The organism is Salinicola sp. V024, from assembly GCF_052645315.1.
This window is the reverse complement of the sequence record NZ_JBQXYB010000002.1, coordinates 25,345-48,252: the sequence shown is the minus strand read 5'-3', so window position 1 is coordinate 48,252 and position 22,908 is coordinate 25,345. Positions and strand designations below refer to the sequence as shown.

Sequence of the window (22,908 nt, the reverse complement as noted above, 5' to 3'; positions counted from 1 at the left end):
GACATAAACCTGCATGAAAATCCTCGTTACCGGCGCGGCCGGATTCATCGGCTTTCATCTTGCCAGCCGTCTCGCCTGCGACGGCCATCGCGTCGTCGCGCTCGACAATCTCAACGACTACTACGCCGTCTCGCTGAAACAGGCGCGGGTGGAGCAGCTCCACGGGGTACCGTTCCACCGCATCGATATCGCCGATCTGGCGTCGCTTGAAGCGCTGTTTGCCCGCGAACGTTTCACTCACGTCGTCAATCTTGCTGCCCAGGCCGGCGTACGTCATTCGGTCGAGCACCCACACGAATACGGCCACAGCAACCTGACCGGCTTTCTCAACCTGCTCGACGTGTGCAAGCGTCATGCCGTCGAGCACCTGCTCTACGCCTCTTCCAGTTCGGTCTATGGCCGTCAGAAGAGCCTGCCGTTTCGGGAATCCGATCCGGTGGATCAACCGGCTTCGATCTACGCCGCGACCAAACGCGCCAACGAGATGATGGCCTACAGCTACGCTGACCTGCACCGGCTGCCCTCGACCGGCATGCGCTTCTTCACGGTTTACGGCCCCTGGGGTCGCCCGGACATGGCGCCATGCCTGTTTGCCGCCAGCCTGCTACGCGGCGAGCCGATCGATATTTTCAACCATGGTCGCATGGCCAGGGACTTCACCTACATCGACGACGTCGTCGAATGCATCGTGCGGTTGCTGCCCCATCCCCCCACCGTGGACGCCGAGCGCAGCGCGCCTCACGACATCTACAATCTGGGACGCGGCAAGCCGATCGCCCTGCTCGACTTCGTCGCCACGCTGGAAGCCCGGCTGGGCGTCACCGCCACCAAGCACTTCAGACAGATGCAGCCGGGCGATATGGAGCGCACCTGGGCGGACACCCGCAAGCTGCAATCGGTCATTCACTACACGCCTCAGGTTTCGCTGGAGCGGGGCATCGATCGCTTCGTGGATTGGCTGCTCGACTATCGCGAGCTGCTGCTGGAATCCATGGCCGTCTGATTCAAGTACTGCAGCACGGTGCCAACGGTCGTCGAACGGGAGGCGTTGGCGTAGCATCGGGCCATGTCATCCCGAATCACGAGCCCGTCCATGTCACTCAGCAAGACTCGTACCAGTTTCTATCGCCGCCTTTACGTGGCCCATCTGATCGATACCGGCCTGGCAGAGAGCGTGCCGGCCATCGTCGAGATCAGCGGCATGCCCCGGCGTACCGCACAGGACACGCTGACCGCGCTGGCCGAACTCGACATCGTCTGTGAATTCGAACAGACCGCGGGCGAGCGTCACCATATCGGCCGCTACGTGATCCGCGACTGGGGCCCGATATCGCCGGCATGGGTAGAAAGCCACGCCGAGGGAATTGCCAGCGCACTGGGCTACCCGCTTCCCACCCCTTGAACCCGCGGCCTGTCGCGTTCTTCAATATCAGTCGGAGTCGCCCATGAGCGATCGCCAGCAGCGTCATCAGCAAGCCATGCAGAAACTCAAATCTCACGTCGACGACAAGGTCGCTGCCGCCACCGAGCAGCGCGGTCAGCTGCTGGTGTTCACCGGCAACGGCAAGGGCAAGACTACCGCAGCCTGGGGTACCGTCACCCGCGCCCTGGGTTACGGCTATCGGGTCGGCGTGATCCAGTTCATCAAGGGGCTATGGGAGTGCGGTGAGCGCGAACGACTGATCGACGATACCCATCTCGACGTTCACATCATGGCCACGGGGTTCACCTGGGATACTCAGAACCGCGCCAGCGACACGGCCGCCTGTCTCGAGGTGTGGCTGGAGGCCGAGCGCCTGCTCGCCGATCCCGACGTCTATCTGGTGGTGCTCGACGAGATCACCTACATGCTCAAGTTCGGCTATCTCGAATTCGAGACGGTCAGGCGTGCCATTGCCAATCGGCCGCGGGAACAGAGCGTGATCGTGACCGGGCGCAACGCCCACCGCGAGCTGGTCGACATGGCCGATACCGTGACCGAAATGCAGGACACCAAGCATGCCTTTAATGCGGGATTGCAGGCCCGCCGAGGCATCGACTACTAAAGCCACGAGCCACGAGCCAAGGGCCCCGGGTTGAGAACCAAGAGCGACGAGACGCGGCCAGGAATCCCGTTTCCGCTATCGACTCGTCGGCTATCGGGTCGTCTCGGCAAGCGCCCGACACACCTGGCGCACGGCCTGGATCATGCGCGGCGCGGGACGGCTGATCGCGTCGGGGTCCAGGGTGTAGAGCGCGCCGTCGCGTACCGCCGGCAATTCGTCGTGACTGGTCCAAAACGCCCGCCAGCGATCGTCGTTGCCGGCTGCCAGAATGACCTCTGGCTGCGCTTCGACCAGCGACTCCCAGCCGATCTGGGGCACTAGCACCGGCGCATCGTCGAACAGCGGCACGCCGCCGCAGTGGCGAATCACCTGAGTGACGATCTGACCGCCGGCCAGGGTGGTCAAAGGTGACTGACCCAACTGATAGAAGACCCGTGGTGCTGGGGAAAGCTGCTGCGACGTGCCTTCCAGCGCTTGTTCGAAATCGGAAGCGGCCTGCTCTCCGGCATCGGAGTGTCCGGTGAGCCGGCCGATATCCCGCAGGTCGCCCGCAATCTGCTCGAGCTTGTGTGGCTCGCTGCGGTAGACGGGAATGTCCAATCGTTCGAGCTGCTCGACCAGCGATGCCGGCGTACCGCTACCCCAGACCAGCACCAGATCGGGCTGCTTGGCGACGATCAGCTCGAGCGGGATGCCACGATAGCTGCCGACGCGATCGAGCTGCCGGGCCGCGGGTGGGTAATCGCTGCCGTCGATGGCGCCAACCAGTTGCCCGCCTGCGCCGACGGCGTAGCTCAACTCCACCAGGTGCGGCGCCAGCGCGATGATACGCTCGGCGGGCTGTGCCAGCGTCACACGTTGCCCGCTATCGTCCTCGACGCTGATCGCAGCACCGCTTGCCTCGGCATCGGCTGGCGCCAACCAGCCGACAACGGTCAGCGCCAGTGCTAACGGCGCCAGTCGCCAAAAGCGCGCAAGGCTCGATCGACATGGCAATGGGGAAAGACAGCGCATCATCGACTCAGTGGCTTGGGATAACGGAGCGAGCGATCATAGCATGGGAACCGAACGCCGCTGGAGACGTCTATGCAGCGCCCGGCTCTAGCGCAAGCGACGCTTTCAAGTCCCGGTTTTCGATACGTGCCGGCTTTTCGACACCTGCCGGTCTTTTTAGACGTATCGGTTTTTCGAAAAAGAGGAAATGCCATGTCTTTCGACACGCCTAGCCATCTCCATCAAGTATTCCGCCCGCAAGCTCTGAGTCGCAGTGTCGGCCTGGGCGTTGCTGCCGTACTCGCGACCCTGACGCTGGCCACGCCGGCGCTTGCCGACAAGACGCCCCATCAGATTCACGTCCAGGCCAATGCCACGCTGAATGTGGCACCGGACCAGGCGACGCTGAATGCGCGCCTGTGGGAACGGACGCCGACCCAGGTTCAGGGCGAGGAGTCTTCCGGTGATAGCGACGCCATCAAGCAAGCGCGAGACCGGCTGGAATCCCGTACCGGCGAGCTGATCCGTACGCTGGAAAACGCCGGCGTCGACAGCAAAAACATTCGCGCCGGTTCGCTCAGCGTACGGCCCGACTATGTCCAGACTGCCGGTCAGGGCGACGACAGCCAGCCACCCAAGGTGCGGACGCAGGTCGAGCGCTCGGTATCGTTGACGCTCGATGATCTCGACCGGCTGCCGCGCGTTCTCGATGCCTTGACCAGCGCCGGGGTCGACTCCCTCGACGGCGTCAGCTACGGCCTCAAGGACAGCGATTCCGCCGACGATCAGGCGCTCAAGCAGGCCCTCGAGCGCGCCCGCCACAAGGCCGAGATGATGGCGGACACGCTGGACGTCGATCTGGGCGATGTCGTCAATATCGAAGAGACCACCGCGCCGCGCTACCAGCCGCAGATGATGATGCGCGCCGCCGAGGCCGACAGCGGCGCAGGCGCATCGGAGTATCGCAGCGGCGAGATCAACATCGACGCCGGCGTCAGCGTCAGTTGGGAAATCGACGATTGATGACGTAGAGGATGACGATGACGTAGAGGATGTAGTAGATGACGATGAGCGGGGGCGGGCATCGACGCCCGCCCCGCGCAGCTCACGTTCGTCGCATCACCCGGGCGAGCACGATCTCCGCGATCAGCGCCAGGGCAAGGATCGCTGCCAGCCAGCGCCAGTCGAACGCCGTCCCCAGCACGCCGAGAGCATCCAGGAACACCATCACGATCGCCAGCGGACAGACGTAACGGATCGCGAATCGCCACAGGGCGTGAATCGCCGAAGGTAGCCCCAGTTCTTCTTTCAGACTTTCTCCGCGCAACACGAACCCCGCCAGCAGCGCCGTTCCCAGCCCACCCAGCGGCATCAGGAAGCGCGATGTCAAAAAGTCGAGCCAGTCGAAGAAATGTCGCCCCGCCAGCTTCCAGTCGGCGCCGACGTTGAACGACAGCATCGCCAGCGTGCTCACCACCCACAGCAGAATACCCACACCCCAGGCCGCCCTGACGCGGGACAGGCCGTGACTCTCGTTCAACCACGCCACCGTGGCTTCGATCATCGAGATGGCGGATGTCAGCGCGGCCACGGTGAGCATCAGGAAGAAGATCGTCTCGACCGCGCCGCCCAGCGGCATCTGCTGGAAGGCCAGCGGCAGACTCATGAAGATCAGGCCAGGGCCGGATGCCGGGTCCATGCCGTTGGCGAAGATCACCGGGAAGATCGCCAACCCCGCCATCAGTGCCACCAGAGTGTCGCAGATGGCCACCATCAGCGTGGTACGACCGATGGACTGCCCTGCCGGCAGGTAAGCGCCATAGGTGAGGATGGCACCTGAAGCCAAGGACAAGGTAAAGAAGGCGTGGCCCATCGCGGCGAGCACCGCCTGTCCGGTGAGCTTGCCGGGGTCGAAGGCGAACAGGAAGTGTACCCCGGCGCCGAAACTGCCCGAGAAAACCGCATAGACGATCATTATCACCAGCATGACCACCAGGCCCGGCATCATCCAGCGCACGCTTCGCTCGATGCCCGCCTGTACACCCAGCCCCACGATTGCCATCGTCGCCAACGTGACCAGCGTGCTCCAGAACCCCAGGTTCCAGGGGTTGGCATTGTTGGCGCTGAAGATGGCGGCCATGCCCTCGACGCTATGGGCGGCGAGACCACCAGTCACCGATTTCCACAGATAGGAGACCGCCCAACCGGCGACCACCACGTAGAACGACAGAATCATGAAGCCGCAAAGCATCGCCATCCATCCCAGCCCCGACCACCATCGGCTGCGCCCGGACTCCCTCGTCACCCGCCGGATCGCGTCGATCGGGCTGCCTCGCCCTCGGCGTCCGAGTGCGATCTCCGCCATCATCACCGGCACGCCGATGGCGGCAATGCACAGCAGGTAGACCATGACGAACGCGCCACCGCCGTACTCGCCAGTCATGTAGGGAAACTTCCAGATGTTGCCCAGGCCTACCGACGAGCCGGTGGCCGCGAGGACAAAGCCCCAACGTCCCAGCCACAGATTCTTGGGTCGTGCGATTGCGGTCATGCTTCCTCGTCGTTCCAGTGGACGGCCTGCTCGCGCCTGGGTTAGATCGCGCCTGATTGCGGCGAATTCGAGCCGAATCCGGCGAAGACTCGCCGATGGCGGACGATAACGGCGGGGGATTGTAGCGTCGACGCGAGCCACGCGCGACCGGATCGGGATTGGTACGCCACGGGAGCTTGTGCAAAGCTTGGCGCTCAGCGATGATCCGGCCCATTCGCCAGGCGACGCGCTTCAGCCGATCCTGCCGACTGCAGGCTCTCTTCATTCGCGGCAGACAACGTTCTCATTCGCGGCAGACAACGTTCTATCAAGGAGGTTTCGATGTCCCGGCACTTTGCCATTCTGGGATTGGGCTACTTCGGCAGTACCGTCGCGCGTGAATTGAAACGCCACCAGAATCAGGTGCTCGGGGTCGATGCCGACGAAACCCGCGTCGACGCGCTTTCGGAGATTCTCGATCACGCCGTCATCGCCGATCTCACCGATGAAAAGGCGCTGGGCGAACTCTCGCTGGACGCCTACGACGTGGTGGTGATCGATGTCGACGACAACGTCGAGGCAAGTGTGACCTGCACGCTCCACGTCAAGGAGCTGGGCGCCAAGGAGATCTGGGCCAAGGCTCACTCCGATTCCCACTACAAGCTGCTCAAACGCCTCGGTGCCGACCGCGTGGTGTATCCTGAATACGATGTCGGTGTTCGGGTCGCGGAGAGCCTCAACTATCACGCCATGGTCGACTTCATCCGCCTGGGCGAACGTCAGTTCATCGTCGAGATCGAGACCACCGAGCGCCTGATCGAGAACTGCGCCAGCGTCGCCAACCTATCGATCGATCGCGATGCACTGTTTCTGGTCGCCATCAAACGCGGCGAGGAAGTTCTCCGCGATCCCGATGATGACACCCCGCTACGAGTCAGCGACAGTCTGATTCTGATGGGTGATCTGCAGGCCTTGCGCGAAATCGGCAAGCAGATATGAGCGCTTCGATGGGCCTCATTTTCGGCCGTTTCGATCCGGGCTCGGAGACGCGCCCGTGAGACGCTGGCAACGCTTGAAACAACCCTTCCGTCGTGCGCCCCATGGCGGCGTCATCCGGCTATCGCCGCCGGAAGTGCTGCTGCTCGGCTTCGCCCTGCTCTGTGCCATCGGCGCTTTGCTACTCTGGCTTCCCGGCAGCGGGACGCGACCGCTGGCCTGGCACGAGGCGCTTTTCACTGCCACCTCGGCGGTTACCGTCACCGGCCTCAGCGTCGTCGATGTCGGCCAGGATCTGACGTTCGTCGGCCAGCTGGTGGTGCTGGTTCTGATCCAGCTCGGCGGCCTGGGCTTCATGACCTTCGCCGCGCTCACCGTGCTATTGCTGGGAACGCGCCTTCCATTGAGCCAGCAGAACCTGGTCCGTGAGGCGTTGGGCGAAATCGCCTTCAGCGATATTCGTGATCTGGTCAAGCTGGTGATCGCCTTTGCGTTCATCACCGAGGGCATCGGCACGCTGCTGCTGGCGTGGCACTGGGTGCCGGAATATGGCCTTCGAATGGGCCTGTGGCACAGCCTCTTTCACGCCGTCTCGGCGTTCAACAACGCCGGCTTCTCGACCTTCTCGGACAGCCTGATCCAGGAAGTCGGCGATCCACTGGTCAACCTCACGGTGACGCTGATGTTCATCGTCGGCGGCCTGGGCTTCGTGGTGGTGAGCGACCTGTATCGCCATCGCCGCTGGTCGCGTCTGGCGATGCAGACCAAGGTCGTGCTGCTGGCCACGTTCTGGCTCAACGTGATCGCCACCGCGATCCTGCTGGGGCTGGAGTGGAGCAATCCCGACACGCTAGGCGGCCTGGGCGATATCTTCAGCAAGGTGCAGGCCGCCTGGTTCCAGGCCGTCACCCCGCGTACGGCCGGATTCAACACGCTGGAGATCGGTTCGCTGACCGACGCCTCCACGCTGCTGGTGATGCTGCTGATGTTCATTGGCGCGGGTTCGAGTTCCACCGCCAGCGGCATCAAGATCACCACCTTCGTGGTGCTGCTGCTGACGGCTCGGGCTTTCTATCGCAATACCGAGCATCCCACCGCATTCGGCCGCGCGATCACCCAGGAAACCGTGATCAAGGCGATCACGGTGGCGCTTGCCGGCGTCTCGCTGGTCGTCCTGACCCTGTTCGGACTCACCATCACCGACCGCGACCACTCGTTTCTCGACCTGGCGTTCGAGACGGTCTCCGCGTTCGGCACCGTCGGACTTTCCCGCGGCATCACCGGCGATCTGTCGTTACCCGGGCAATTTCTGCTGGGCCTGACCATGCTGCTGGGTCGTGTCGGGCCGCTCTCCGTGGGTTATTTCCTGGCGACCCGTCAGGCCAAGGGCCTGCGCTATGCCAAGGGGGAGATCCAGATCGGCTAGCGGCACGGCGCTCATGATCCCGTTCCCAGCGGCCGTATGGCCAACTGCCAGGCGATCAGCAGCATGATCGCCCCGACCGCGAGATCGATGACCTGCCACCAGCGCGGATTTTGAAGCCGCGGCGATAGCCAATGCGCCAGCCCGACCAGGCCGAAGAACCAGATCAGCGATGCGAGTGACGCCCCGACCACGAACCCGGCGGGGCTGGACTGCTGGCCGCCGATGATGCCCAGCATCACTACCGTATCCAGATAGACGTGTGGGTTTAGCAGCGTGACACCCAGCGTCGCGACTATCACTGGCCTTGCGCTCGAGACGCTCACGGCTGCCGCGGGCACGCCGTTCACCGTACCTCCCAGCTCGATCGACTGAGGGTGACTGACGCGCCTGAACGCGACGACGGCCTGCCACACCAGCCAGACCACCCCACCCCATCGCGCCAACTGCAGGCCAACGGCACTGGCGGTGATCAAAGGGCCGAGACCGGCCACGCCGACGGCGACCAGCAGTAGATCACAGAGCGCGCAGAGTCCCGCCACCAGCCACCCGTGTTCCCGCCATAGACCTTGACGCAGCACGAAGGCATTCTGCGCGCCGATGGCGACGATCAGGCTGGCGCCGATCAGCAGCCCGTGAATCAGCGAAAGACCCATGAAATCAACTCTCAGGAGGGGATTCGCATCATCTCGCCAAATCAACTATTAATAAAAGTGAACATGCTAATGAGGCATTAGAAAATTTGATGCTGGATTACAAACTTCTGGAAGCCCTGTCGGCCATCGTCGATCAGGGCGGATTCGATCGCGGCGCGCAGCAGCTCAATCTGACCCAGTCAGCGGTTTCGCAGCGCATCAAACTGCTGGAGGCGCGGCTGGGCCAGCCCGTCGTCGTGCGCGCACCGCGACTGCTTCCGACGCCACTGGGCCAGCGACTGTTGAACCATGCCCAGCAAGTCCGACTGCTGGAGCATGATCTTCTCGACAGGATTCCCGCCTTGGGTGAAGGCCGGCAGCGACTCAGATTGGCGATCAATGCCGACAGCCTGGCGACCTGGTGGGCGCCGACGCTAGGAGATTTCTGTCACCGCCGCGGCGTGCTACTGGACCTGGTGGTCGACGATCAGGAGGTGGCATTGCGCCGCATGCGCGACGGCGAAGTGGCCGGCTGCATCTGCGCCACCTCTCGCCCGGTACAGGGCGCCCGCGCCCGTTCGCTGGGGATCATGCGCTACCGGGTGATGGCGTGCCCCGCTTTCGCCGAGCGCCATTTCGCCGAGGGTATGAGCCATCAGGCCCTCGAACGCGCGCCCGCCATTCTGTACGGGCCGGATGATCGGCTGCACCAGCGCTATCTCGATGCTCATGGCTTCAAGGACTCGTTTCCGCATCACCTGTGTCCGTCATCGGAAGGCGTAATGCACATGGCCCTGGCCGGCATTGGCTACGCCCTGATTCCGGAGTGTCAGGCTATCGGTCATCTGCGGTCGGGGCAGCTCGTCGACCTCGATCCGAGACAGCCGCTGGACGTGCCACTGTATTGGCATTACTGGCGCCACGGGGGAGAGTTACTCGAGGCACTGACGGCGCATCTGCTTTCCGCGGGCGACACCTGGTTGCGAGCACCGGAACTCTCGCCAACCGTGTCCCCATGAAGACATTGCTTGGCGACGACACAATTCGCTTTATTATTAATGTGTTGCAGAACATGACGCGTGTTCTAGAATGAACTGGTAGGTCAAATGGCGATACCATCGCCTACACCAATATTTGCGACACAGGGAGTGAGTCATATGAGACAGACAGCAATCGGAAGCCCAGCCTGGATGGCGCTGGCCGGAATGCTCACGCTGGGCGCCCTCGCCGGCTGTGCCAGCGACAGCAGCTCGATCGAGAAGGACTCTACCGATTACGTCGTCACCGGTCTGGGTGAAGACCAGGACGAAGCGCTGGGCAATGCCAAGGAGCGCGCCCTGGAACAGTGCGAGAGTGAGGACCGTGACGAGTTCGTCATCGTCGAGCAGCAGATGATGGGGCCGGATGACGACTCCGGCAAAGCGGCCAACGCCAGTCATCAGCTCGAAGGCGCCACGGTCGACGAGGACACCGAACTCCAGGCAGCCACCCAGGAAGGGGATGGCTACAAGGCTACCTGGACTATCCGCTGCCGCTGATAACGGCCGACGGTGCCCGTCCTGGCTAAACTCGGCGCAGACTTTCGACGCTATCCACCTTGTCGTCCATGGTCTGTTCCCGGTCAGTGCGGGTACCCATCTTCATCGTCGTGGTAATTCTCGGCGCGCCCATGGCATGCACGCCTTCATGGCAGGCCTTGACGACCGCCATGACTTCGTCCCAAGACCCTTCGATATTGGTCCCGTAGGCGTGCATGCGATGGTGAAGACCCGACCTCTCGATGAGTCGCTGACACTCGGCGACGTAGCGAGAGACCGAGACGCCCACCCCCAGTGGTACCACGCATAAATCGACGATTACGTGCATTATCGTACTCCTTTGAGCCATCTCTCTCTTTCGACGATTCTGCCGCAGTACGGCACATCGCGCTGCCAAGCGGCTTATGCTGACAAGCGGCTTCGAAAACAAAACCGTTACGGCTCGTCCATTCAGCCACGAGCCGTCTCCCTAGTCGATTTTCGGACGCAAGATCGACCATACAACGCTAAACTATTGCGCTAATAGCGGCAGGCTTATTGACGAGAAAGCCGTTAGCACGCAATGTAAACAACGCTAATAAAGGGAACAGGGACCGTGGTGCACCACGTTTCCGCCGCCGTAGCTCGATTCTTCTAGCCGTTACGAGCGAGTGAAGATGGCCGATATCACGCGTCAATGCGGTCGAAACCGCAAGTCATCAGACCATTCTTCGCCGCTGGAACGGCGCGTTACCAGAGTGCGGTCGGGGAACGCGCTGCGCCCCTCGCTAGGAACGACCATGACCAGTAACACGGCAATTGCCCCCGTCGCATTACCCGATACGCGCGCGCGTCATACCCTCGAGAAATTGCTCGAAGGTTCCGGTGTCACTCTCAACGGCAATCAGCCCTGGGACATTCGCGTTCATCATCCAGACCTCTTCTCGCGAGTCATCCGCCAAGGCTCCATCGGTTTCGGTGAAGCCTACATGGACGGCTGGTGGGAGTGCGATCGTATCGACGAGATGATCCACCGCCTGCTTCGCCACGGCCTTGGCGGCGCCGCGCATACCACCAAGGAACGCGTCGTCTACAAACTGCAGTCGAGCTTCATGAACCTGCAGAGCAAGGCACGCGCCTACATCGTCGGCAAGGAACACTACGACTTCGGCAACGATCTCTTCACCCGCATGCTCGACGAGACGATGTGCTACTCCTGCGGCTACTGGAAGGAAGCTCGGACGCTGCACGAAGCCCAGGTCGCCAAGCTCGACCTGGCCTGTCGCAAGCTCGGTCTCGAGCCCGGCATGAAGGTGCTCGACATCGGCTGCGGCTGGGCCAGTTTCGCCGAGCATGCCGCCCGTCACTACGGGGTGGAAGTCACCGGGATCACCATCTCCGAAGAGCAGGCCAAGCTCGGCCGCGAGCGCTGCGCAGGGCTGCCGGTGGAGATCCTTCTCGAGGATTACCGCGAGCTCAGCGGCGAGTTCGACCGCATCGTCTCGATCGGTATGTTCGAGCATGTCGGCCAGCGCAACTACGCCACCTATTTCGATACGGTCAAGCGCCTGCTGAAGCCGGGCGGCCTGTTCGTGCTGCACACGATCGGCTCCAACACCAACGATGTCAGCATCGATCCGTGGATCAACAAGTACATCTTTCCCAACGGCATTCTGCCATCGGTCCAGCAGATCGGTGACGCCAGCGAAGGCAAGCTGGTGATGGAAGACTGGCAGAATTTTGGCCCCGATTACGACACCACGCTGATGGCCTGGCAGGAGAACCTGCTCGCCCACTGGCACGAGATCGCTGGCAACTACGGCGAGCGCGTCAAGCGGATGTTCCTCTACTATCTCGGCTCCTGCGCGGGCGCCTTCCGGGCGCGCGATATCCAGCTGTGGCAGGTGGTCTACTCCAACGGCCGTGGCGGACGTTACGATTCACCGCGTTAATCTGGGCGACGAGCGACGAAGATTATCGAAGGATGCCACTCATGCGAGAGAAAAGGGGCCTGCCACAGCGGCAGGCCCCTTTTCTTTGCCTCATTTCATTGCCAAGAGTGTCATACGACCGGCCAACTATCGGAGATTTCGACGTCTGTGGCGTCGAAATGGGGAAAGCGGGCCTCGCCGATTACTCCACCTCCGCCGGGGTCACGTGTATGCCGAACAGGCTGGCTTCGCCCTCGCCGCGTCCGGCTTCCTCGGGAGAGACCTGACGTCCTTCCCGCACGATGACATGCCCACCCTGGCCCTGCTGGCCGCCGATCACGCTACCCACCAGATAGGTCGGGAAGATGCTCGGATCGTTTTCATAGTTGGGATTGTGAATCAGACCGATCATCTGGAACCGGCCCCGCGTATTGCGCAACGACTCCAGCGAATCCTGAATCAGGCGGCGATGCGACAGCTTCGAGAACAGCCCGTCGAGAACGATGACGCTCTCGCGGCTGGCCCGGGCGCGGCGCTTGTGATGTCCCGGCAGCTCCCGCAGCTCGCGCTCGATGGCGAACTCGGACAGCTTCACCAGCCACATCAGTGAAATCGCCTCGCGCTGGCCCTCGGACATGTCCTCGTTGAGGGAGAACGGGCGGCCGTGCGGGCGAATCGCATCGTGCTTGAGACGAATGCTGACGTCACGGAACAGCCCACGGTAAATCCGGCGGCGAATCTGCCGGGTCAGATCGTCGTCACGCCCGCTTTTCGCCTGCCCACTTTTCGTCTGACCACCGTCGCCGGCCTGCTCGAGCCGGCGGCGCTGTACCGCCAGGTGCGCGTCGATGTCCGCCAGCAGCTGCTGGATCAGCTCGCGGACTGAATCGTCGGCGATCAGGTCGGCCTTGACTTCGAAATAGGCGCCACCGCCACTCGAGCGCCGCGCGACTCGACGCAGAATCTCCAGGTTGCCGGCCGCATCGATGATGATCGAACTGAGTCGTTCGACCAGGGTGTCTTCGATCTGGACCCGCGATGCCTGCAGTCGGGCGACCCGCTGGCGGTGATCGTCGAGCTGGACGTCGAGCTGACGGTGCAGCCCGCGCAACGACTCCAGCGCCTCCACGCTGACGCCTTCCAGCGTGCCCAGTCGCGCGCGCTCCGTCTCGTTGAATAGCCGGCTGGCGCTGGCCGACTCCAGCGACATCGCCAGCGCCTTCTCACGCGCGGTCACATCACGCGCCTGGCGTTCGCGATTGCGCGAGCGCTCGCCGAGATTGAGACTGCCCAGCCCCTCGAGCAGGGTCTGCTGGCAGGTCTCGAAGGCGTCCAGTTCGAAGACCGCGACATCGTTGTCTTTGCCGGCGCCCTCTTTGGCGTCCGCCGCCGCGTGCTCCAACGGCGCGGCCAGCCAGCGCCGCCATTCCACCAATGCGGCGTCGAGACGAGGGGCATCGTCGCCATCCGCCGGCCAGCCGGCCTGACCGTCGGCCCTAGCCCGTTCGCACCAGCCCTCGGGAAGTTGCCGCAGCACTTCGAGCCAGGCAACGGCGAACTGATCGGCCACGTTGAGTGCCTGCTGGTGGCGGGCAAGCCGGGTTTCCAGTTCGCTCTGCTCGCGACCGTTGGTCTTGCGCCGCTCGCGGACCTCCTTCAGCGTCTGTTTGAGGCGACCGATATCGCGCTCCAGCGTGCGATTGCCACCCTGATCGTCACGTACCTGCAGGAAGCTGCGGATTCGCGCGAAATCGAAATCGGCGCGCCGACTGGCGTGGGCCAGTGCCGAACTCAGTGCCGCTTCGCGGGTCTCGGCGTCGTGCATGAATGCCGGGCCGTCCTCGGCGACGAACGCCGCCAACCGCCGCAGACGCTCACGCTCGCCATCGCCGAACAGCTGGCTCAACTGCTCGCGACACGTTTCACGACGCGTCTCCACCTCTTCGGTCTGGAGGGTCAGTTCGGCGAAGCGCTCGTCATGTTCGGCCAGCTCTTCGCTCAGCGTCTCCAGACCGGCGTCGATCTCTGCAAGGCGCTCGACGCCCCCGGCACTGGCGAAGCGTTCCGCGCGCAGCCAAAGCTCGCCGTGATTTTCCAGCTCACGCGCGGCCTGCTCGCGCTGCGGACTTAGCGTCTCGATGCGTTCCGCGGCATGCTCGCTGGCCTGGGCGGCAGCTTCGAGAGCGGGTTCACCGCCTTCTTCCAGGAATCGCTGAAAATCGTCGATCGACTTCATCGCGGCGTCACCGAGCCGCGGGGTCAATGCCTCGAGTTCGGTGTCCAGACGCTCGCGCTGCTCTTCCAGCGCCGCCAGGCGCACTTCGGCCTCCTGTTGCAGGGCCTCTTCGGCCTGCAGCGCCAGTCGGAAGCGTTCCCCGTGCGGGTCGAGCCGCTGGATCTCTTCTTCCAGCGCCAGCTGGCGTTTACGGTCCACCGACAACCGCTGCTGGGTCTCGTCCCGCAGCGCGGCGAGATAGGCCGGGTCCAGTGCCGCCTTGACCGCCAGCGTCTCGACCCCCTGGACGGCGCCCAACGGCAGCTCCCCGCGCGCCAGTGTCGCCTGTAGACGCTGGGCTTCAAGCACCGGCACACCGCAGCCGGCGTCGATCAGGCACTGCGACGCTTCCCGCGCCTGCGCCTCGCCTTCGACCACCGGCGCGAACAGCTGGCCCGCGGCCTGGGCCAGCCAGTCGCGGCGCCGAGTATCCTCCGCCTCGACTCCGGTCAGCACCTCGTGCAGCGGCCGGAATTCGATCTCGCGGTTTTCCAGCCACTGGCGGGCTTCGGTCTCCGACGCCAGACGAGCCAGCGGATCCCCACTCAGGCTTTCGAGATAGCGTTCCCGAGCCTCGATCGCCCCGGTCAGCGTTTCCCGTTCGCGCAACAGTCGCGGATAGCGCGCCTTGGCATCCTTGAGCCAGGCTGTGGGAGGCTGGTCGCTGGTCGTCCGGAACTCGCTCAGCGCTCGCTCCAGCGTCTCGAACTGCTGCACCTGCTGATCGAGCTGATGGCGTCGGTCCTGACCTTCGCGCGCTTCGCGATAGAGCGTGTCACGCAGATGCACCGGCGACGCGTCGCCGTGCCAGTGCCGGTAGCGTTCGGCGGCGTCTTTCAGCGGTTCCAGCCGCACCAGCCGCGCCTTGGCATCGCTCTGGGCACGATTCGCATCGGCCAGCGCCTGCTCGCATTCGGCCAGGACACTTTTGCGCTCGCTCCAGAAACCGACCGGTGACTGCTCGGGCCACTGCTCGGCGAACGCCTGCCACGCATCGCGTCCCGCCGCCAGCGGCGCCATCTCACCCTCGAGGCGGTGGCGCTGTTCACGGCGTGCCTGCAGGGCCTCTCGCGTCGATTCGCGCTGCGCGTCCAGCGCGCTGCGCTGGGCGTTCCACTCCTCGAGCTGCGCTTCGAGGACCTCCTGCTGCTCATGCTTGATGGCCAGCAGAACGTCGGGCGAGGTATCGGGATGCTCGGCGGTGAAGTCCTGGTACCACTGCGCGGGCTGCTTGCATTCGCCCATGCGGCCGAGATGATCGGCATGCGCCTTGCGGGCCTCGGTCAGCGCCGTCTGAGCGGCGTCTCGTGTGGCCTCGGGCGATTCCAGCTCGATCTCGGTGAAGAGGCCTTCGGCCAGCGCCTGGGTATAGACACTCTGGTTATCGATGAAATCGCGCTGGCGCGACTCCAGCTGTTCGCGCTCCTGCTCCTGACGCTCGACCTCTTCGTCGAGCTGTTCGGCGTCCAGCCGCAACGAGCGGCGATATTCGCGATCGGCGATCACCTCTTCGCGGAAGCGATTGCCATCCAGCCCCTCGAACACTTCGGCGGCGTCGTCGAGTACGCCGAGGGCGCGATAGCGCGCAGCATCGTCGCTGAAGGCGTGGCTGTCCGCCAGCCAGGCCCGTGCCTGATCGAACGACACATGACCGATATCTCGCGCCGTGAGCCAGGTCGCTTCGGGAAGGTGAACCAGACGACGATGGGTATCGACGCGGGCACCCCGCTCGGAGAGTGCCTGACGGACGTTGCGCTCGGCCTGACGCGACAGTTTCGCCAGCAGCCATGTCGAGACCCGGGGCCGCTCGGTATCGCCGGTCGCCCAGGCGAAGCCGGCGATGCTGTCGGCGATCTCGCGGCTCAGCTCGTCACGCGCCTGGCTGTCGGCAAAACCCGGCAGCCCCGCCAACGGCGCAAGCGCCTGGCCGCCGAGCAGACGCTCGGCGTCGAGCAGCGCCGCGTCCAGTCCGCTGAGCTGGCGGCGGGCCTCGAGCAGCCCTTCGCCTTCGTCGTTGAGCGTTGCCAGTCGTTCGACCTTTTCGTCGGCACGGCGCTGATCGCTCTCGGCTTCCGCCAGCCGATGGCGCAGCTCGGTGATCCGGGTGCCGGAGTTGAGAATGACGTCTTCGATCAACTCCTCTTCTTCGTCGGTCTCGCCACGCGTCGCCCCGGACAGCACCTGCGGGGCCAGCACTTCGTAGAAGAATGCCTGGTCGGCCTTTTCGCCGGCCCGCGGCTTGATCGCGTTGAAGATCTGGCTCTTGTCGGCGCCGCCTTCTTTCTGGAACGCCGCCAGCTGCGCCAGCTCGCGCCGGGAGATATGCACGCCGACCGCTTCCAGCCACTCTTCGCGGTTGTGGGCGCGGGTTACGCCCTGTGACCGCATCGCGCTCTGGAAATCGGCGTTGGCGTAGAGCGCCAGCTTGCCGTCGCGGGTGATGTGATGCACCGGCACGTCGGAGAGCTTGCCCGGGTAGTGGTAGAACACCAGCCCGCTGCCATCGCTGTAGCCGTACATGCCGAAGACGAAGGTTTCGCCGGCGACTTCCTCGCCGGCCGCCGCCAGCATGTCATCCTGCTGGCTGCTGTCCTGCGCGCGGAACTCGACCCGCAAATGGGTCCAGCTGCGTCCTTCCCCGTTGACCTTGGAGGGCGAGCATTTGCGCCGGGTCCGCGTCAGCAGCTGGCGATCCCGGGACAGCATGCCGATCAGCGCTTCGGCCATGGTGGTCTTGCCGAAGCCGTTTTCCATGCTGATCGCGCTCGACTGTCCCCGCAGGTCGAGCAGCAGATGACGCATCTTGGCTTCCCAGGGGGACGCGATATCGCCGTGCTTGTTGAGCAGGTTGGCGATTTCGATACGGTTGATCACGCTCACCGGCGTTCCTCCTCGGCATTCTCGCCCGTCGATTCGCTCGTGTTCTCTTCCGACGGCGAGTCAAACATGTCGGCGGCGTGGCTGGCGTTCTCATTTTTGCTTTCGGGCTCGTCCGTCGAAGCTTCCTCCGCGGCTATTTCGTCCACTGACACTTCGTCCGCAGCCGATACCTCGTCCGAATCCGGGTCGACGTTGTCGAGGGAGGTGAGCTCGATCAGATGCGTCAGATGATGGACGCCGATCTGTTCGGCCTCGAGCGCGCCCAGCAGCGTCTGCTGCCAGACATCCTCGTCGGCCGCCTCCCGTACCGTCTCGAGATGGCCGGCGCGACTCAGCAGATCGATGAACGCCTTTACCCGGCGCGGGATGTCCTCGCCACGCTCGTCGAGCAGCACTCGGCTGTTGGCGGGGGCACGCTCGCCGAGCCCGCGCAACGTCTCCAGCTGCTCGCGAACCAGTTCGACCAGTTCGCGGGTCACGAAGGTCGCTTCCTGGTAGCGGCTGACATCGGACAGTGCTCGATTCAGGCGGGTATAGATCAGCGTGTGCAGCAGCAGCCACAGCTGCAGATACCACAATGCCAGCTCGGCACGGCTCTCCTGACGCAACTTGAGCGCTTCGAACACCGGCTCCCGGGTGTAGAGCGGTGGCTGCTCCATCTCCGGGTCCGGCAACAGCGCGAACAGGCGTGAACCCGGCGCGATACCGGGATAATCACCGGATTCGAACGCCTTGAGACGCAGGCCCTGGCCGGCGAGAAAATCCCGCAACGCCTCGCGCTCGTTTTCCTGGGCGTCGTCGATCAAGGCACAGACGTCTCGCTCCGAAAGCTGACCTTCGCGTGCGGCACGGCGCTTGCGCCCCCCGCTGGGAACGCGCTCCGCGGTGCGATAACGCAACAGGTAGGCAACGACTTCGCCCATTTCCATCATATTCATAAATCAAACTTCCTGTTGTTCGGGAGCGGTCTCGCGTAGACGTAGCGACGGCGTGACCGCGCCTTCGATACGGCGACCATCCGGCAAGTCGATGGTGAAGGGGGTGTCGTCGATCCCGACGCTCAGATGGTCGTCGAGCAGTTGGGTGTCGACGAAGGTATTGAGCAGCTGCGGCAGGCAGTCCAGGATTTCGGCGTCTTCCGACTCCGATCCGGTCTCGAAGTGATGCCACCCCTCACCGAGCGCTTCCGGCAGCGACAGCGGCGCCTGACGCAGACGTCGGCGCAGCGCCGGGCCCTGAGCCTTGAGATAGCGTGCCAGCAGCGGATCGGCGCCGGGCCGGTCGCGCGCTTCGTCGAAGACCAGCGCCGCCCCGCTACGCTCGGCGCGGCGTGTCTCGACCAGCGGCAGCAGCGTTTCGACGCGAGGCATCACGACCTCGGTACCCAGCGGCATCATCCGTGCGATGACCGCATCCTGCAGACGCCTGGGCGGTGGAGACAGCAGCAGCTGATGAGCCAGGCCGGCAAAATCGATCACGCCCATCGACTGAATCCGACCCTCGGCGATATCCGCCAGCAGCTCGGACAGCCGCCGCGAGAGGTTCTCGATCGCGTTCAAGACCCGGCCGATCGCACCGGACAGCATGCGCAGATCCCACTCATCGTCCTGCTGCTCGGCCCAGCCGTCGAACTGAGCGATCAGCGCCGGTGTCGAGAGCTGCGAACGCGCGCTGAGCAGCGTACTCTGAATGGTACTCAGCGCATTGTGATAGTGACGCTCATTGTCCAGCAGCGCGGCGAGCTTGCCCTCGTGGGTCGGGTTTTCGCGCACTCGCCGCAGTTCCTGGGTCAGCGCGCGAATCGCCGTCAGGATCTGCTGGGTAATATCCGGCACCCGCGCGTAGTCGCCCCGCGAGAGCGCCGCGACGACCTTGGCGGCGTCGTACTCGGAATAGAGCAGGTCTTCGACCTGGCTCGCCAGGGTGACGGTCTGCCGGCCGCTGGGCGTCAGTCTGACCTGACCGGTCTGGCCCTGCTTCTCGATCAGCGCGGTGCGCTTGGTACTGCGTTTGCTGCGCTCTCCGCGCGAGGCCGCGCCGTCCTCGAGACCGACCTCGACACCGGCCTCTGAGCCCGCCTTGGCGTCGCCCTTGGCATCCTTGTCGACCCGAGGCGCCTGCCACTGGCGAAAATGAATTTCGCTGGGCGTGGCCAGCAGATTGATCACGAAGCTCAGGTCGTCGGCGGGCAGATCAGGATAATCTTCGCGCAGATGCGCCAGGCAGCGGCGCTGTGTGACGAAGGCGCTGTTGGTGGCGAAATCGACTTCGAGCAGATAGTCCAGCAGCAGGCAGCCCAGATCGAGCCAGTAGCCGTCACGCAGGCCGCGGCGCTGTTCCTGAGTCACCTGAACGAAGGGCGAGCCCGGCTCGTGGGCGCTGTCATGTAGATCCAGCAGCCGCGTCGTCGCGACCAGCAGCTTGTTCCAGGCGGTCATGTCGACTCCAGACGGGGAACAACGAATACAGGAAAAGCGGACGATCGCCCGGCGGGCTCCATGACGCAACCCGGCTTGCCGATACGCCGCTTTCCAAAGCGTCGCATTATGCCAAGGTTACCGGCCCGGGTCATTTTGGCTGCCGATCATTTTGTGAGGGGGTATTTTGATTGAAGGCCCAGAAACAGACATGCCCCGTCGGCATTACCGAACGGGGCATGGGTCATGGCGTGCGTGGTTGTCAGCCTGACGCGGCTAGCGACGTGGATCAATCAACCTTGGACTTTGCCGCCTGCATCCGGCGACGCAGGATCGGACCTACGATAACCGGCAGCAGCAGGCCGATGATCGCCACCGCCCACAGGCCGATGGAGAGACCGCTGCTCCACAGGACCGACCAGTCGCCATCGGAGATCTGCATCGCGTGACGCAGGTTTTTCTCCATCTCCGGCCCCAGCAGTAGGCCGAGAATGACCGGCACCAGCGGAATCTCCAGCTTGCGCAGAATGTAGCCACCGACGCCGAAGGCGATCATGAAGTAGAGATCGAAGGTCGAGTGGCTGATCGAGTAGATGCCCACGAACGCGACCATGGTCACGATCGGCAGCAGATACATCGGCGGCACCGACAGGATCTTCACGAACACCCCGACCAGCGGAATGTTGAGCAGCAGCAGCATGAAGTTACCCACCAGCAGCGCGGCGATCACGCCCCACACCAGTTCGGCGTTCTGGGTGAACATCAGCGGGCCGGGGGTGATGTTGAGCGAGACCAGCATCGCCAACAGTACCGCCGTGGTGCCGCTGCCCGGTACCCCGAGGGTCAGCATGGGCACCAGCGCACCGCTGGAAGCGCCGTTGTTGCCGGACTCCGGCGCGGCCACGCCGCGCGGATCGCCTTCACCGAAGTAGCCTTTCTTGCCGACGATCTTCTTTTCCAGCGTGTAGGTGATGAAACTGCCCAGTGACGCGCCCGCGCCCGGCAACACGCCGGCGATGAAGCCCACCAGCCCGCCGCGGATCGTGGTCGGCAGGATCGCCACGATCTCGCGCCACTTGAGCTTGAGCGGGTTGACCTTGATCATCTCGCGGCCGGCACCGGCCTTCTCTTCGATGAAGAACAGCAGTTCCGATACCGCGAACAGACCGACGATGGCGATGATGAAATCGACACCCTCGTAGAGTTCCAGCACGTTGAAGGTATAACGCTGCGTACCGGTGGAGAGATCGATGCCCACGGTAGCGATGATCAGACCGATCGCCGCGGCCATCAGCGTCTTCATCGGGTTCTTGCCGGTAATGCCACCCAGCGTGGCAAACGCCAGCACGAACAGGGCGAAGTACTCGGCAGGGCCAAACGTCAAGGCGAAGCGGGCCAGCAACGGCGCCAGCAGGATCAGGCCGATGGTCGCGATCAGACTCCCCATGAACGAGGCAATCGCCGAGATCGCCAGCGCTTCCGCAGCCTTGCCCTTGCGGGCCATCGGATAACCGTCGAGACAAGTCATCATCGCCGGTTCGTCACCGGGAATGTTCAACAGGATCGACGAAATTCGGCCGCCGTACATCGCCCCGGCGTAGACCGCCGTCAGCATGATCAGCGCGGTTTCCGGCTTGAGGCCCAGCGTGAACGCCAGCGGAATCAGGATAGCCACGCCGTTGGCGGGGCCGAGACCCGGCAGCGCGCCGATCAACGTACCGATGAAACAGCCCATCAGGGCAAACATCAGATTCTCGGGCTGCAGCGCCACGCCGAAGCCGATCGACAGATAATGCAACGTCTCCATCAGTTGATCTCCAACAGGCCGAGCGGAAGCGGCAGTTCCAACCCATAAGTGAACAGCACGAATACCACCGCGCCGCTGATCAGGCCCGTGAGATACGCTTTCACCGGCTTCGCGCCCATACGCCAGCACAGCGTACCGACGGCGAGCATGGTCGAAATGATGAAGCCGAGCGGCTCCAGCAGCAGTGCGTAGGCGATCAGCACCACGACGGCGATACCCAACTCCAGAAAGGTCGTGGCGACCGGCCAGGGGTTGTCCGCGTCAGGTTTGACGATCATGTAGAGACTGCAGACAGCCAGAATGACGGCCAACAGCTTAGGGAAGGTCTCCGGCCCAACGGCTTCCGATCCCCCGAAGGGGACCGGAAACTGGGTGGCGCCGTAGTAGTAGGCTACGGCGATCACCAGCATGACCAGGCCGAAGACACGGTCATTGAACTTGCTCATTGAATCAGCCCGATTTCCTTGGACAGCGACTGGATGTCTTGGATCTGCTGCTTGACGAAGGCCTCGAATTCACTGGAATCCGGGTGGAACGGCATCAGGCCATTGCTCTTCATCACCTTTTTCCACTGGTCGCTGGCGTAGAGCTTGTCGACGGCATCGACCCAGTACTTCTTGGCATCGTCGTCGACATCGGCCGGTATGTAGAAACCGCGCCAGTTGGGGCCGACCGCGTCGATGCCCTGCTCCTTGGCGGTGGGAATGTCGGACAGATCGCCGGGCAGACGCTCATCGGACAATACCGCCAGCACGCGCAGGTCGCCGGACTTGAGGAAACCCTGGGTTTCGGTGATATCGCCGGTGAAGGCATCGACGTGACCGCCGATCACCTGCGTCATCGCTTCACCGCCGTTGTTGTAGGAGAGGTACGGAATCCGCGGCAGATTCTTGACGCCGGCCGCCTTGGCCGCGATCAGCACCTTGAGATGGTCCCAGCCGCCGTTGGCGCTACCGCCGGCGAACTTGACGGCACGCGGATCTTTCTTCATCGCGTCCATCAGTTCGTTGAGATTGTGGTAAGGCGAATCCTTGGAGACCGCGATCACGCCGTAATCCGCACCCACCGCGCCGATCCAGTTGACCATGTCGGCATTCATGCCCGGAAACTGGTTCTGCGCCAGCCGCGTGGTGGTCGCCGTGGACGCTGCCACCAGCAGTTGATCGTCGCCCTTGCGCTTGCTCACGGTGTGCGCGAACGCCACCCCGCCACCGGCGCCGGCCATATTGATGGTCTGCACGCTGGCCGGTACCAGCTCCAGCTCCTCGAGGACGTTGCCCACGCTACGACAGGTGAAATCCCAGCCGCCGCCCGGATCGGACGGAGCGATACATTCGACCTTGCCGGATGGCTCGAACGCCATGGCACTGCTGGCGGTCAGGGCCAAGGCCGCAGCGGCCACCCACTTGATTGTTCTGGCTGCAAACATGGTTGATTTTCCTCGCTGATGGAGCGGAGT

Annotated in this window: 19 protein-coding genes; 9 read left to right on the top strand and 10 right to left on the bottom strand. The window is 63.6% G+C overall.

Annotated elements, in window-relative coordinates:
• Positions 1-13 precede the first annotated feature (13 nt).
• The 3 genes from ACUN9V_RS03775 (at position 14) to cobO (ending at position 2,045) form a co-directional block, all read left to right on the top strand.
• The gene (locus tag ACUN9V_RS03775; RefSeq protein ID WP_075561781.1) at positions 14-1,003 is read left to right on the top strand and encodes an SDR family NAD(P)-dependent oxidoreductase; all 990 of its coding nucleotides are present in this window, start codon (positions 14-16) and stop codon (positions 1,001-1,003) included.
• Between the two features lie 90 nt (positions 1,004-1,093).
• Entirely contained in the window at positions 1,094-1,402 is a 309-nt protein-coding gene (locus tag ACUN9V_RS03770) for a winged helix-turn-helix domain-containing protein (RefSeq protein WP_110692093.1), read from the top strand.
• A gap of 43 nt (positions 1,403-1,445) precedes the next feature.
• A complete protein-coding gene (gene cobO, locus ACUN9V_RS03765; RefSeq protein WP_445510393.1) occupies positions 1,446-2,045 on the top strand; it encodes a cob(I)yrinic acid a,c-diamide adenosyltransferase in 600 nt (199 codons plus the stop codon).
• A gap of 90 nt (positions 2,046-2,135) precedes the next feature.
• Here the strand turns inward: cobO and ACUN9V_RS03760 are convergent, their stop codons facing one another.
• Positions 2,136-3,059 (bottom strand): cobalamin-binding protein, encoded by a 924-nt coding sequence (locus tag ACUN9V_RS03760; protein ID WP_445510392.1) that lies wholly within the window; start codon positions 3,057-3,059, stop codon positions 2,136-2,138.
• 192 nt (positions 3,060-3,251) lie between these two features.
• Here ACUN9V_RS03760 and ACUN9V_RS03755 point away from each other — a divergent pair, with 192 nt between their 5' ends.
• A complete protein-coding gene (locus ACUN9V_RS03755; RefSeq protein WP_445510391.1) occupies positions 3,252-4,061 on the top strand; it encodes an SIMPL domain-containing protein in 810 nt (269 codons plus the stop codon).
• Between the two features lie 82 nt (positions 4,062-4,143).
• Here the strand turns inward: ACUN9V_RS03755 and ACUN9V_RS03750 are convergent, their stop codons facing one another.
• Positions 4,144-5,589 carry a sodium-dependent transporter gene (locus ACUN9V_RS03750; RefSeq protein WP_445510390.1) on the bottom strand — a complete coding sequence of 482 codons (1,446 nt, stop codon included), beginning with the start codon at positions 5,587-5,589 and terminating at the stop codon, positions 4,144-4,146.
• Between the two features lie 321 nt (positions 5,590-5,910).
• Here ACUN9V_RS03750 and ACUN9V_RS03745 point away from each other — a divergent pair, with 321 nt between their 5' ends.
• Positions 5,911-6,567 (top strand): potassium channel family protein, encoded by a 657-nt coding sequence (locus ACUN9V_RS03745; protein ID WP_445510389.1) that lies wholly within the window; start codon positions 5,911-5,913, stop codon positions 6,565-6,567.
• A gap of 55 nt (positions 6,568-6,622) precedes the next feature.
• Positions 6,623-7,990, top strand: a complete 1,368-nt coding sequence (locus tag ACUN9V_RS03740; protein WP_445510388.1) for a TrkH family potassium uptake protein — start codon at positions 6,623-6,625, stop codon at positions 7,988-7,990.
• Between the two features lie 11 nt (positions 7,991-8,001).
• On the opposite strand, the gene ACUN9V_RS03735 is transcribed toward ACUN9V_RS03740, so the two are convergent.
• The gene (locus ACUN9V_RS03735; RefSeq protein WP_439283612.1) at positions 8,002-8,643 is read right to left on the bottom strand and encodes a LysE/ArgO family amino acid transporter; all 642 of its coding nucleotides are present in this window, start codon (positions 8,641-8,643) and stop codon (positions 8,002-8,004) included.
• A gap of 89 nt (positions 8,644-8,732) precedes the next feature.
• Here ACUN9V_RS03735 and ACUN9V_RS03730 point away from each other — a divergent pair, with 89 nt between their 5' ends.
• Positions 8,733-9,641, top strand: coding sequence for a LysR family transcriptional regulator ArgP (locus tag ACUN9V_RS03730; protein WP_439283614.1), 909 nt, complete (start codon positions 8,733-8,735; stop codon positions 9,639-9,641).
• 138 nt (positions 9,642-9,779) lie between these two features.
• A complete protein-coding gene (locus tag ACUN9V_RS03725) occupies positions 9,780-10,160 on the top strand; it encodes a hypothetical protein (RefSeq protein WP_439283616.1) in 381 nt (126 codons plus the stop codon).
• A 25-nt stretch (positions 10,161-10,185) separates the two neighbouring features.
• Here ACUN9V_RS03725 and ACUN9V_RS03720 read toward each other — a convergent pair whose 3' ends face one another.
• A complete protein-coding gene (locus ACUN9V_RS03720; protein ID WP_439283618.1) occupies positions 10,186-10,488 on the bottom strand; it encodes an MTH1187 family thiamine-binding protein in 303 nt (100 codons plus the stop codon).
• A gap of 451 nt (positions 10,489-10,939) precedes the next feature.
• Between ACUN9V_RS03720 and cfa the strand changes: the two genes are divergently transcribed.
• Positions 10,940-12,091, top strand: a complete 1,152-nt coding sequence (cfa, locus tag ACUN9V_RS03715; RefSeq protein WP_445510387.1) for a cyclopropane fatty acyl phospholipid synthase — start codon at positions 10,940-10,942, stop codon at positions 12,089-12,091.
• Between the two features lie 181 nt (positions 12,092-12,272).
• Here the strand turns inward: cfa and ACUN9V_RS03710 are convergent, their stop codons facing one another.
• The 6 genes from ACUN9V_RS03710 to ACUN9V_RS03685 form a co-directional block, all read right to left on the bottom strand.
• Positions 12,273-17,225 (bottom strand): hypothetical protein, encoded by a 4,953-nt coding sequence (locus ACUN9V_RS03710; protein WP_445510386.1) that lies wholly within the window; start codon positions 17,223-17,225, stop codon positions 12,273-12,275.
• Positions 17,222-18,163, bottom strand: coding sequence for a hypothetical protein (locus ACUN9V_RS03705; RefSeq protein ID WP_445510385.1), 942 nt, complete (start codon positions 18,161-18,163; stop codon positions 17,222-17,224). Before ACUN9V_RS03705 ends, ACUN9V_RS03710 begins: the two co-directional genes overlap by 4 nt.
• A 3-nt stretch (positions 18,164-18,166) precedes the next feature.
• Entirely contained in the window at positions 18,167-19,663 is a 1,497-nt protein-coding gene (locus ACUN9V_RS03700; protein WP_445510384.1) for a hypothetical protein, read from the bottom strand.
• Positions 19,664-19,931: 268 nt separating this feature from the next.
• Positions 19,932-21,449 (bottom strand): tripartite tricarboxylate transporter permease, encoded by a 1,518-nt coding sequence (locus ACUN9V_RS03695; RefSeq protein WP_110692104.1) that lies wholly within the window; start codon positions 21,447-21,449, stop codon positions 19,932-19,934.
• The gene (locus tag ACUN9V_RS03690) at positions 21,449-21,895 is read right to left on the bottom strand and encodes a tripartite tricarboxylate transporter TctB family protein (protein ID WP_110644026.1); all 447 of its coding nucleotides are present in this window, start codon (positions 21,893-21,895) and stop codon (positions 21,449-21,451) included. The genes ACUN9V_RS03695 and ACUN9V_RS03690 overlap by 1 nt, the downstream gene beginning before the upstream one ends.
• A complete protein-coding gene (locus tag ACUN9V_RS03685) occupies positions 21,892-22,878 on the bottom strand; it encodes a Bug family tripartite tricarboxylate transporter substrate binding protein (RefSeq protein ID WP_110692105.1) in 987 nt (328 codons plus the stop codon). Before ACUN9V_RS03685 ends, ACUN9V_RS03690 begins: the two co-directional genes overlap by 4 nt.
• Positions 22,879-22,908: the final 30 nt, after the last annotated feature.